Source organism: Acinetobacter sp. NEB149 (assembly GCF_012516415.1).
GTDB classification, from domain to species: Bacteria; Pseudomonadota; Gammaproteobacteria; order Pseudomonadales; family Moraxellaceae; genus Acinetobacter; species Acinetobacter lwoffii_V.
In genome coordinates, this window is the sequence record NZ_CP051208.1 from 594,114 (window position 1) to 606,495 (window position 12,382).

The following is a 12,382-nucleotide window of genomic DNA, read 5'->3' on the forward strand; positions in this document are numbered from 1 at the left end:
ATTCCTTATTCGCGAGAGAGCGCATCGACTGGATTCAGACGAGCAGCGTTACGTGCCGGGATAAAGCCAAACACCATCCCGATCAGGCTTGAGCAGACAAAGGCCGCTACAATCGAAGTGGTTGAATACGCCATCTGGAAAGTACCGCCGGCAAAATGGGTAATTAATTGGCCAATCCCGAGGGAAAGCAGCACACCCAAAATACCACCCAAGATACAGACCAGAACGGCTTCAATCAGGAATTGCTGCAAAATATCACTTTGACGGGCACCCACCGCCATACGCACACCAATTTCCTGAGTACGTTCGGTTACCGATACCAGCATGATATTCATTACGCCAATCCCGCCGACCACCAGTGAAATTACCGCAATTGCTGAAATCAGCAGGGTCATGGTCGCCGTGGTTTGCTGAATGGTTTCACGGATACTGTCGGCATTCTGGGTAAACACATCCTGCGCGCCATGGCGCTGTACCAGCAGATTCAGAATCGCATTTTCAGCCGCCACACTTGGGTATTCATCCTTGATCCGCACAATGATGCTACGCACATTGGATTGCCCCAGCATACGGCTCATCACGGTGGAATATGGCAGATAGACATTCAGGCTGTCATTATTGCCCATCATGCCTTTTTGCGCGTCGATCACCCCGATAATCCGGCTCGGTACGCTCCCGAGTAAAATTACCTGACCCACCGGATTGGTGCCATCCTTAAAGAAGGTGTTTTTGGTATTGGTGTCAATGACCACATCTTGTGCCTGTTGCATGACGCTACTGCGGTCAAAGGGCTGACCGGACTGGAAGGTCATGCCACGCACATAGAAGAAATCCTCACTGACGCCGTTGACCGTGGTTGAAGCTTCGATTTCTTTATAACGGCCGGTGACACTGCTATTCACCGACGGACTGACGCCATCGACATACGGTTGTTCAGCCAGCGCATCGGCATCGGCCGGAATCAGGGTTTTGGACTGTGAAGATCTGGAATTATCCCCAAAGCCTCGACCCTGAAATACGGTAATGGTATTGGTCCCCAGACTGCTGATATTTTCCAGAATCTGCTTTTGTGAGCCATTACCGAGTGCCACCACCGAGACCACCGAAGCAATACCGATAATGATTCCGAGCATGGTCAGGAAAGTCCGCATGCGATGCGCATTCATGGCCAGCAAGGCCATACGGAAAGCTTCACCGAGACGGTCAACCGCAGAACGCCATGAAGAAATCTTCTTTTGTTCACTGCGGATTAGCGGCTGTTTTTCCAGATGCTCTTCGACTTCAGGAACATTGGGCTGATCGGAAATAATATTGCCGTCCGAGATCTCGATAATCCGCGTCGCATTTTTCGCTACATTATGATCATGCGTGACCAGAATGATGGTATGACCTTTGGCATTCAGTTCACGCAAAATGCGCATCACTTCAATACCGCTGTTCTTGTCCAATGCACCGGTCGGTTCATCCGCCAAAATCACATCACCGCCATTCATTAGCGCACGGGCAATCGAGACACGTTGCTGCTGACCACCAGAGAGCTGGCTCGGACGATTCTGGGTTTTTTCACCCAGACCCAGATCGGTCAGAATCTTGACGGCTCGCGCATGTCGTTCAGATGAATCTGCACCGGCATAAATCGCAGGGACTTCGACATTGCCTGCTGCATTTAAATCGCCCAGCAGATGATAACGCTGAAAAATAAAGCCGAAATATTCACGGCGTAATTGCGCCAGTTCATCCGCTTCCAGTTCCCGGGTTTCACGGCCTTTGACCTTGTAGCTACCCGTGGTCGGTTTGTCCAGACAACCCAGAATGTTCATCAGGGTCGATTTACCGGAACCGGACTGACCGACAATCGCCACCAGTTCACCCGGATAAATCTCCAGATTCACCCCTTTTAAAATCTGGACCGTACTTTCACCCGTAGGGAATTCACGAACCAGATTTTTCACCTCGAGGAGAGGCTGTTGTTGTGAATTCATGCTTACATTCTCATTGGGCCACGGCTATTGCCACCGCGTTTTGCCGCATCATTGGAGGTATCAGAACCATCGGCAATCACCACCTGATCACCACGTTTTAAACCTTTCAGCACTTGCGCAGTGGCACGGTTATTCAAGCCGATTAATACAGGGGTTGGTTTCGCAGTACCATCGGCTTGCAAGACACGAACCACGCCACGCTGTGCTTTACCTTGCTCAATCAGCGCAAGTTCTGCTTCAGACAGGTTTAGACGCGCTGGACGTTCACCGGCAGGGCGGTTACCTTGAGCCGAATCGCCTTCAGGACGTGATGCCGAGCCGCCTTCACCGAGAGAACCCTCACCACGCGCTTCACCACGATTGGCACGTGGAGGACGGTTTGAACCTTGAATGGCCGCAGCAGGAATGGTCAGCACATTTTTAGCTTCATCCAGTACGATATAAACTTGCGCAGTCATATCAATACGCAATTTTCCATCTTCATTCGGGACATCGAACAATGCGTTGTAATACACCGCAGAACTTGACGATGAGCTTGAGGTATTGCCATCGGTATTAATTGAATTGGGTGCAGGCTCAACCTGACGCAGTTTGGCGTAAATCTTTTTCTCGTTATTGCCTAACGTAGTGAAATAAACCGTCTGACCTTCTTCAACTTTCATGACATCCGCTTCAGAAATTTCAGCTTTAATGGTCATGGTGTCGAGTTTGGCCAGTTTAACAATGGTCGGCGCACTCTGGTTGGCATTCACGGTTTGACCTTCTTCAGTCACAATCGCCACAATCGTGCCATCCATCGGGGCTACAATCTGGGTATAGCCAAGATCTTCTTTGGCAGTCGCCAGCGTCAAACGCGACTGTTCAATCTGTGCATTGATAGCGGTGATATCCGCTTGCGCCGTTTTATAGTTCGCAAATGCCGATTCCAGCTCTGAGCGAGAAGTGGCATCCTGTGCATACATGGCTTTCTGACGGTTGTATTCAGCTTCAACTTTGGCCAAATTCGCCTGTCTTACTGCAAGTTGTGCCATCTGATTTTTAATGCTGGCTTCAGCGGTTTTTAAATCATTTTCCTGACGAACGGAGTCAATCCGCGCAATCAGCTGACCTTGCTTGACCTGATCGCCCAGTTCTACATACATTTTTCTGACCTGACCCGAAACCTGCGCCCCCACGCTGACCATCTTGGTCGCTTCCAGAATACCAGTCGCCAGTACAGAGCTTTCGATATCGCCTTGGGTGACTTCAGCCGTAATATATTGCGGAGGCTGTTCTTTGGGTTTGAGGAAGTACCACCCCGCAGCGATGAGCGCAATGGCAATCACGGCGGCCATAATCAATTTCGTCGGTTTTATTTTTGGCATGATCAATATCGGTTCAAAATCAGAGAATTGTGAACGATTATAAAAGCGAAATTAGGATAAATCGTGTATTTTTTAAACTAATGGGAATGATTATTATTTTATTTTTCGAATTTTGACAAAGACTTAGTGAAATAGGGGCTTGCCACAGATAATGGAAATCGCCTGTAGTACCAAATGCTCCGGATTTTCATGTCCGAGTCCTTTAATTGAGGCATCAATTCTTAATAATAACCCCGGCCAGGCCAGAAAAGTCTGTGGGCTGAGACGGCGCAAGGCTTGTTGATATAACCCGACTTTGGTTTTCCAGATCCCGATTTGCAAGGCATTTTGCGGTTGTTCAAACAGCTGCATCAACAGACGCATTTCCTTGCTGAGACTCCATAAAATCAGGCTCATCGGTTCATCTGAAACGACTAGATACTGAAAAATTTTGATCGACTGGGAAAGATTACCTTGTAGCAGGGCATCGCTCAAATCATAGGTGCTATAACGTGACTGATCTTGTAAACATGCATATAAATGATCAACCTGAATGATATCGACTTCAGCAAAGGTATCGCTAACCCGCATCAGGCTGTTCTTTGCTGCAAGCAGGTTGTGCTCATGATGTTGTTCCAGCCATTGCCAGGCATCATTGGCTAAACGAATGCCGAGTTTTTCAGCTTCAATACCCAGAATCTGCTGCCGGTCTTTTGGATAATTGGCCACCAGCGAAACATTCACACCATTGGCATCAATCAGCTGAAAGAAACTGGATTTCAGGCTATTACTATCCTGTTTGGGCATCACCACCAACAGCAGGTTTTGTTCATTATGCTGCAAATAGTTTTTCAGTAACTTGATTGCGCTGGCATCCGGTTTGATATTGCCATGTACTTCAATCGCCAACTGGGTTGAAAACAGCGACAAGCTGTTCAAGGCATTAAAGACGGTTTTCCAGTCGGCGACCGAACTAATGTCATAGCGTTGACGTTCGATGTCCTGCTTTTGCCAGCTGGCCCGAAAGGCATCAATTAAATTCTGTTCCAGCAAAGGCTCTTGACCATGCAAGACCCAAGCACCGCGAGCTTCATCGACACGTTTCAGGGCTTGTAGATAATCAAGTTTCATAAAGAGGTCTTATTGAGCAGGTTGCGCTGAGGTATTTTGTTTGGCTAAGGGTAAGCGGTTCGATGAAATCTGACGTGCAATCTGCTGCGCCACATCATCAATAATGACCTGATTCAGATATTTTTGTTCCTGGTCATCGGTGTTGACCGTTTCAATATCATATTGATACGTACGTGTTGCCACGACAGTGCGTGGTTCAGTGATCGGATTGCCTTGTGCATCTTCAATCCGGAAAGTCACGTTTAAACGTAACAAGGTTTCAACTAGTTTACCGTTCAGTTCCAGACGGCGAGGGGTGTAATCCAGGACACGTAACACATAAGCATTGGGTGCATTACTCAGCTGTACGCCTGCAGCACCGAGGTAAACTGCCAGTTTCTCTTGCAGTTCTTCAGTATTGGGCGGTAAAGACAGGCTCATGACAGAGTAAGCAACAGGGGCGGAGCTCGGATTGGTTCCTTTCAGATGAAAGCCACAGCCGACTAAGCCTGCACTCAGACCACAAGTTAAAACAATTGCTGCTAAATGTTTGCCCAAATGCATGTGTTGCCCTCTATGCTTCCCGAAGGGGAATATTTGAAATCCTGAACTGGATTGTAAAGTCAAAGCCCGTTGGCTGGCAACGGGCTTTGTTTGGGAATTGTGAAATCCTTCAGAAAGTTCCTTCTCCCTCTGGGAGAAGGTTAGGATGAGGGGTTATATATTTACCTCTCCCTAGCCCTCTCCTGAGAGGAGAGGGAACTTAAGGATTTAAACCACCAAATTCACTAATTTATTCGGTACCACAATTTCTTTCTTGGTTGGACCCGTCAAGAATTGCTGAACTTCAGGCAATGCTTTGGCTTGAGCCAAGATGTCATCTTTAGAGGCATCTACAGATACTTCTAACTTGCCACGAAGCTTACCGTTGACTTGAACCACGATGGTTTGCGTATTACGTGTCAGCGCAGATTCATCTACCGCAGGGAATAAAGTTGAATTCAATTCAATCCCAAATTCAGCCAATAAAGTCTGGCTTAAATGCGGTGCAAATGGTGCAAGTAAAGTTAACAGCGTGGTAATCGATTCACGTGCGACAGCAACGTCATTGTCATCTTGAGCTTCAAATTTGTTGTTAGCATTTAAAAGTTCCATCAATGCAGCAATGGCAGTGTTAAATGCATGACGACGTTCAATATCATCACCGACTTTTTGGATGGTTTCGTGTGTCTTACGACGCAAGTCTTGTGCAGCCGTAGACAGTGCCGCTTTGTCGATGTTTGATGCACCGTTACCTTTTTCAAGGAAGCCTGTTGCTAAACGCCATACACGTTTCAGGAAGCGGTTTGCACCCTCAACACCGGCATCAGACCATTCAAGTGATTGATCAGGTGGAGCCGCGAACATCATGAACACACGTGCCGTATCTGCGCCGTACTGGTCAATAATCGATTGCGGGTCGATACCGTTATTTTTCGATTTCGACATTTTTTCCTGACCACCAACGATAACGTCTTGGCCATCTTCTTTATATTTGGCAGAAAGCACACGGCCTTTTTCGTCTTTTTCAAGCTCGATATCTGCCGGATTAAACCAGGTTTTCTTACCTGAGTCTGCTTCACGATAGAAGGTATCTGCTAGCACCATCCCTTGCGTTAACAAGTTAGTGAATGGTTCATTGCCTTGTACCACGCCTTCATCACGCATCAATTTGTGGAAGAAGCGTGCATAAAGTAAGTGCAGAATCGCGTGTTCAACACCACCGATGTATTGGTTGACAGGAAGCCAGGTTTGACCTGCTTCAGGTTTCACCATGCCACCCGTAAAGTCTGGAGATGCATAACGTGCATAGTACCAAGACGATTCTACGAATGTATCAAGCGTATCTGTTTCACGACGTGCGTCGCCACCACAGCTTGGACAAGTCGTTTCATAGAACTCAGGCATTTTGTTCAGTGGGTTACCTGAACCATCTGGAACAACGTCAGTCGGAAGAACCACAGGAAGCTGCTCTTCAGGTACTGGCACTTGACCACATGATGGACAGTTAATCATTGGAATTGGACAACCCCAATAACGCTGACGGGAAACCCCCCAGTCACGTAGACGGAATTGAACTTTAGAACTTGCTAGGCCTGTTGGTTCTAATTTAGCAAGGAATGCATCGTATGCACCTTGGAAATCTAGACCGTCAAATTCGGCTGAATTGACCAGTTTACCTTCTTTCGAGCCATACCATTCTTGCCATTGAGTCGCATCAAAGTCAGCATCATCTGCGCCTTTAGCATCAATCACTTGCTTGATGGTCAAGCCATATTTATTGGCAAATTCGAAGTCACGTTCATCGTGTGATGGAACTGCCATCACTGCACCTGAACCATAAGACATCAATACATAGTTGGCGATCCAAACCGGAACTTCTTCGCCAGTCACAGGATGCTTCACAGAAAGACCGGTTGCCATGCCTTTCTTCTCGGCAGTCGCAAGATCCGCTTCTGCCACAGAACCCATACGGCATTCTTCAATGAATGCAGCCAATTCTGGGTTTGTTTCAGCCGCTTTCAGCGCCATCGGGTGTTCTGCTGCAACTGCAACATACGTTACGCCCATCAAGGTATCGGCACGGGTAGTAAATACCGTTAAACCATCTGCATACACGTCAGGATTTGCTGAAGGGAAAGTGATGTCCATCCCTTGTGAGCGGCCAATCCAGTTACGCTGCATGGTCAACACTTGTTGTGGCCAGCCATCTTTAAGCGTGTCTAAATCGTCAAGTAACTCTTGCGCATAATCAGTGATGCGGAAGTAGTACATTGGAATATCACGCTTTTCTACCAATGCACCTGAACGCCAGCCACGACCATTTTCAACCTGTTCGTTGGCAAGAACAGTCTGATCGACCGGATCCCAATTCACGGTTGAAAGCTTACGGTAGATCAAGCCTTTTTTATAAAGCTGAACAAATAGCCATTGTTCCCAACGATAGTATTCAGGGGTACAGGTCGCAAATTCACGATCCCAATCTACGGCTAGACCGAGTTTTTTCAACTGGTCACGCATGTAAGCAATATTTTCAAATGTCCATTTTGCCGGTGCAACCTGGTGTGCAATCGCTGCGTTTTCAGCAGGCAGACCGAAAGCATCCCAACCCATCGGTTGCAGGACAGTTTCACCTTTTAAGCGATGGAAACGGCTGATCACGTCACCAATCGTATAGTTACGCACATGACCCATATGTAGCTTGCCACTTGGGTAAGGGAACATCGAGAGAATATAACGACGTGGACCTTCTACTTTGTCGGCAACTTTAAAGGCTTTGCGATATTCCCAATCCTGTTGGACTTGAGGCTCAATCGCACTGGCTTGATATTCGGAATCAATGTGAGTAGTCATAAACGTATCAGTGAATTACGGTGAAAAAAGTCTGTTGCACAGCATAGCGCAAAATGCACCTAAAAGTGAATTTTGCGCCGGCATTTCCCGAAGAAAAAACACGCTGTTCTATATAGAGGTGTCTTATAAAGCAACTGCACGATTTTTAGATTGCTGCAAGGCTTCGTTGGCTTCACGTTGTTGCTGGTCCTGATTCGCAGGAACTTGAGGGGCTTGTTGCTGTTGTTCTTGAGGTGTGTTCTCGGTTTGAACTTCAGTTTCAGCTGTTCTTGGAGATGCCGGTGCTGAATTTTTCCAGCCATAAGTATCCACTGTGGTGGCTTTTTTCGCAGATTTTGGTGGTGGCGTCTTGGTATAATGCGTGACACCTTTCGCATCGACCCATTTATGATACTGGATCGCGGAAGCGCTGGTGCTACAGATGCTCAAAACAACTGCGCAACTCAAACTGAAGGCGGTTAAAAAAGATATTTTCATTGTTCTTGGGCCTCGGCTTGCTAGGCATGGAATACTGCAATTATTGTAGTGATATTTTCAGTAAAAATGATGGATTTTTATCTGCTTTATTCAAAGCTAACTGCTTAAATAAGCTCAATCTAGCGTATAAGAAATCAGAGACAAATCTTCGTATACAAAATTTATTGATAAACAATTTCCTTTCATTTAATAAAAATTCATTCATTTTTTTATATAAGACATATTAAAAATTTATAAAATTAAACCATTAACTCTATGAATTTTATTGGATTAGATGAATATACAAGACAGTCAATGCATGGCTATGAGCTGATATTGCTGTTAAAAACAGCAGATCTAGGCACTAGTAAGTATGGATTGTCTGTTTTTTAAACTTGACTTTAAAGCCTGAAAACACAAGAATGCTGCAATAGTTTTATATGCCTTAGATCGATCACCCTTCGACTAAGTGTCATTTCATGCAGTGGGCGATTTTTCTAGCCGAGAAATTGAACAAAGCTAAGCAAAATATGTTTATCCCAACATGTTTTAGATCCCGTATTGCTCGAACAGTGAAGAGATCAGATTTTTTTCCTATTGCTTTGAAAACTATGAAATTTGTGTGCTATAACAGTGCAGACAGTTAACAAACGAAACACTGCAAATGCCTCCCATTTGTGCAGTGAATAATATTAGGGTGAATCACGTTGGAACTTCTATCTGGTGGTGAAATGCTTGTTCGCGCATTAGCGGACGAAGGCGTTGAACATGTTTTTGGATACCCAGGCGGCGCAGTTCTTCATATTTATGATGCGCTATTTCAACAAGACAGAATCAATCATTATCTCGTACGTCACGAACAGGCTGCTGGTCACATGGCCGATGCTTACTCACGCGTGACAGGCAAGACCGGTGTTGTGCTGGTGACTTCAGGTCCGGGCGCAACCAACACGGTGACCCCAATTGCAACGGCCTATATGGACTCAATCCCGATGGTGATTTTGTCAGGTCAGGTTGCGAGTCATCTGATTGGTGAAGATGCATTTCAGGAAACCGATATGGTCGGTATTTCACGTCCTATCGTGAAACATAGCTTCCAGGTGCGTCATGCCAGCGAAATTCCTGCGATTATCAAGAAAGCCTTCTATATTGCGTCTTCAGGTCGTCCAGGTCCTGTAGTGATTGATATTCCAAAGGATGCGACCAATCCTGCAGAGAAATTTGCTTACGAATACCCAGAAAAAGTGAAGATGCGTTCGTATCAGCCACCGTTCCGTGGTCACTCAGGTCAAATTCGTAAAGCGATTGAAGAACTGATCCATGCCAAACGTCCTGTGATTTACTCGGGCGGTGGTGTGGTTCAAGGCAATGCTTCAGCACAATTGACAGAGCTTGCGCATCTATTGGGTTATCCAGTGACCAATACCTTGATGGGTCTTGGCGCATTCCCGGGTGATGATGAACAGTTCATCGGTATGTTGGGTATGCACGGTACTTATGAAGCTAACATGACCATGCACAATGCAGATGTAATTCTGTGTGTGGGTGCGCGTTTTGATGACCGTGTGACCAATAACCCTGCGAAATTCTGTCCGAATGCCAAAGTGATTCATATTGATATCGACCCAGCGACAATTTCAAAAACCATTATGGCGCACATTCCAATTGTCGGTGCTGTAGAGCCTGTATTGAATGAGATGTTGAATCAGTTGAAACAGCTTAATGTTTCTAAGCCAAATCCTGAAGCGATTGCGGCATGGTGGAAACAGATCAATGAATGGCGCAAGGTTCATGGCGGTCGTTTTGAAGCAGGTGTTGATGGTGTAATGAAGCCACAACAAGTGGTTCAGGCACTGGACAAAGTGACCAATGGTGAAGCGATCATTACTTCTGACGTCGGTCAGCATCAGATGTTTGGTGCGATGTATTACAAATACAAACGTCCACGTCAATGGATCAACTCAGGTGGTCTAGGCACCATGGGTGTCGGCTTGCCGTATGCAATGGCTGCGAAGCTTGCATACCCGGAACAGCAAGTAGTGTGTATCACCGGTGAAGCATCGATTCAGATGTGTATCCAGGAACTGTCGACCTGTAAGCAATATGGCCTGAATGTAAAAATCCTGTGCCTGAATAACCAGTCTTTAGGCATGGTAAAACAATGGCAAGATATGAACTATGAAGGACGTCATTCAAGTTCTTATGTAGATTCATTACCTGACTTTGCCAAACTGATGGAAGCTTATGGTCATGTTGGCATTCAGATTAATCATGCCGATGAGCTAGAGTCTAAGCTTGCAGAAGCGATGGCGATTAACGACAAGTGCGTATTTATTAACGTTATGGTAGATCGTACCGAGCACGTTTACCCGATGTTGATTGCGGGTCAGTCGATGCAGGATATGTGGTTGGCTAAAGGGGAGCGCACGAAATGAGACATATTATCTCTGTACTCGTAGAAAACGAATCAGGCGCGCTTTCCCGTTTAGTGGGTTTGTTCTCACAGCGTGGCTACAATATCGAAACATTGAATGTTGCTCCGACTGAAGATCCAACGCTTTCACGTTTGACATTGACCACTTATGGTGATGATCACAAGATTGAGCAAATTACCAAACAGCTTAACAAGTTGGTTGAAGTGGTGAAAGTGGTTGACCTGTCTGAAGGTGCACATATTGAGCGTGAATTGATGCTGATTAAAGTCAAAGCATTGGGTTCATCGCGTGACGAAATCAAACGTACGGCAGATATTTTCCGTGGTCAGATTGTCGATGTAACACCAACGACCTATACCATTCAAATCGCGGGTACCACTGAAAAAGTGGATGCGTTTATTGATGCACTTGCAGAACACACGATTTTAGAAGTGGTTCGTTCAGGTGTATCAGGTATCGCACGCGGCGAAAAAGTACTCACCATCTAAATTTTAAGTATTTCCTCATCTGAATAAGAAGAGGGTATCAGGCAATGTAAATTTAAGGGTCATTGCCTGATTTAACGGACAAACAAGCATTTAAGCGGAGACAGCAATGCAAATTTTTTACGATAAAGACTGTGACTTATCTATCATCCAATCTAAGAAAGTAGCGATCATTGGTTACGGTTCACAAGGCCACGCGCATGCGCTTAACCTGAAAGATTCTGGTGTTGACGTAACTGTAGGTTTACGTGCGAACTCTGCTTCTTGGAAGAAAGCTGAAAATTCAGGTCTTAAAGTTGCTGAAGTTCCTGCTGCTGTAGCACAAGCTGACGTAGTGATGATTTTGACTCCAGATGAGTTCCAATCTCAACTTTACCGTGACGTAATTGAGCCAAACATCAAGCAAGGCGCTACTTTAGCATTTGCTCATGGTTTCTCGATTCTTTATAACCAAGTTGTTCCACGTGCTGACTTAGACGTAATCATGGTTGCACCTAAAGCTCCTGGTCACACCGTACGTTCTGAATACCAACGTGGTTCAGGTGTTCCTGACCTTATCGCGATTCACCAAGATGCTTCTGGTAATGCGCGTAACGTTGCTCTTTCTTACGCTTCAGGCGTAGGTGGCGGCCGTACAGGTATCATCGAAACTTCATTCCGTGAAGAAACTGAAACTGACCTTTTCGGTGAGCAAGCAGTTCTTTGTGGTGGTGCTGTTGAATTGGTTAAAATGGGCTTCGAAACTCTGGTTGAAGCTGGTTATGCACCAGAAATGGCGTATTTCGAATGTCTACACGAACTTAAATTGATCGTTGACTTAATGTTCGAAGGCGGTATCGCGGACATGAACTACTCAGTGTCAAACAACGCTGAATACGGCGAATATGTAACGGGTACTGAAGTAATCAACGAACAGTCTCGTGAAGCAATGCGTAATGCGCTTAAACGTATTCAATCTGGCGAATACGCGAAGATGTTTATTCAAGAAGGTGCGTTGAACTACCCATCTATGACTGCCCGTCGTCGTCAAAATGCTGCTCATGGTATCGAAGTTACTGGTAACAAGTTACGTGCGATGATGCCTTGGATTCAAGCGAACAAAATCGTAGATAAAGAGAAAAACTAATTTCTCGAATCAATTGATTTGAATGCGAAAACCCACTTAATTTGAGTGGGTT

Annotated in this window: 9 protein-coding genes; 3 read left to right on the forward strand and 6 right to left on the reverse strand. The window is 45.8% G+C overall.

Annotated elements, in window-relative coordinates; translation table 11 throughout:
- Positions 1-5 precede the first annotated feature (5 nt).
- The 6 genes from HGD77_RS02760 to HGD77_RS02785 form a co-directional block, all read right to left on the reverse strand.
- Entirely contained in the window at positions 6-1,982 is a 1,977-nt protein-coding gene (locus HGD77_RS02760; protein ID WP_138743096.1) for a MacB family efflux pump subunit, read from the reverse strand.
- A gap of 2 nt (positions 1,983-1,984) precedes the next feature.
- Positions 1,985-3,346, reverse strand: coding sequence for a MacA family efflux pump subunit (locus tag HGD77_RS02765; protein ID WP_044109941.1), 1,362 nt, complete (start codon positions 3,344-3,346; stop codon positions 1,985-1,987).
- A 123-nt stretch (positions 3,347-3,469) separates the two neighbouring features.
- Positions 3,470-4,456 (reverse strand): DNA polymerase III subunit delta, encoded by a 987-nt coding sequence (holA, locus tag HGD77_RS02770; RefSeq protein WP_138743095.1) that lies wholly within the window; start codon positions 4,454-4,456, stop codon positions 3,470-3,472.
- A gap of 9 nt (positions 4,457-4,465) precedes the next feature.
- Positions 4,466-4,999, reverse strand: a complete 534-nt coding sequence (locus tag HGD77_RS02775; RefSeq protein WP_005103222.1) for a hypothetical protein — start codon at positions 4,997-4,999, stop codon at positions 4,466-4,468.
- Between the two features lie 207 nt (positions 5,000-5,206).
- On the reverse strand, positions 5,207-7,828 hold the full coding sequence (gene leuS / locus HGD77_RS02780; protein ID WP_114542000.1) for a leucine--tRNA ligase: 2,622 nt from the start codon (positions 7,826-7,828) through the stop codon (positions 5,207-5,209).
- A gap of 123 nt (positions 7,829-7,951) precedes the next feature.
- Entirely contained in the window at positions 7,952-8,305 is a 354-nt protein-coding gene (locus HGD77_RS02785) for a DUF4124 domain-containing protein (protein ID WP_005103228.1), read from the reverse strand.
- 686 nt (positions 8,306-8,991) lie between these two features.
- On the opposite strand from HGD77_RS02785, the gene HGD77_RS02790 reads away from it, so the two are divergent.
- The 3 genes from HGD77_RS02790 (at position 8,992) to ilvC (ending at position 12,330) form a co-directional block, all read left to right on the forward strand.
- Positions 8,992-10,719 carry an acetolactate synthase 3 large subunit gene (locus HGD77_RS02790; protein ID WP_004278370.1) on the forward strand — a complete coding sequence of 576 codons (1,728 nt, stop codon included), beginning with the start codon at positions 8,992-8,994 and terminating at the stop codon, positions 10,717-10,719.
- Complete coding sequence (gene ilvN / locus HGD77_RS02795) at positions 10,716-11,207, forward strand: acetolactate synthase small subunit (protein ID WP_004278369.1); 492 nt, start codon at positions 10,716-10,718, stop codon at positions 11,205-11,207. Before HGD77_RS02790 ends, ilvN begins: the two co-directional genes overlap by 4 nt.
- A gap of 106 nt (positions 11,208-11,313) precedes the next feature.
- On the forward strand, positions 11,314-12,330 hold the full coding sequence (gene ilvC, locus HGD77_RS02800; protein ID WP_004278368.1) for a ketol-acid reductoisomerase: 1,017 nt from the start codon (positions 11,314-11,316) through the stop codon (positions 12,328-12,330).
- Positions 12,331-12,382: the final 52 nt, after the last annotated feature.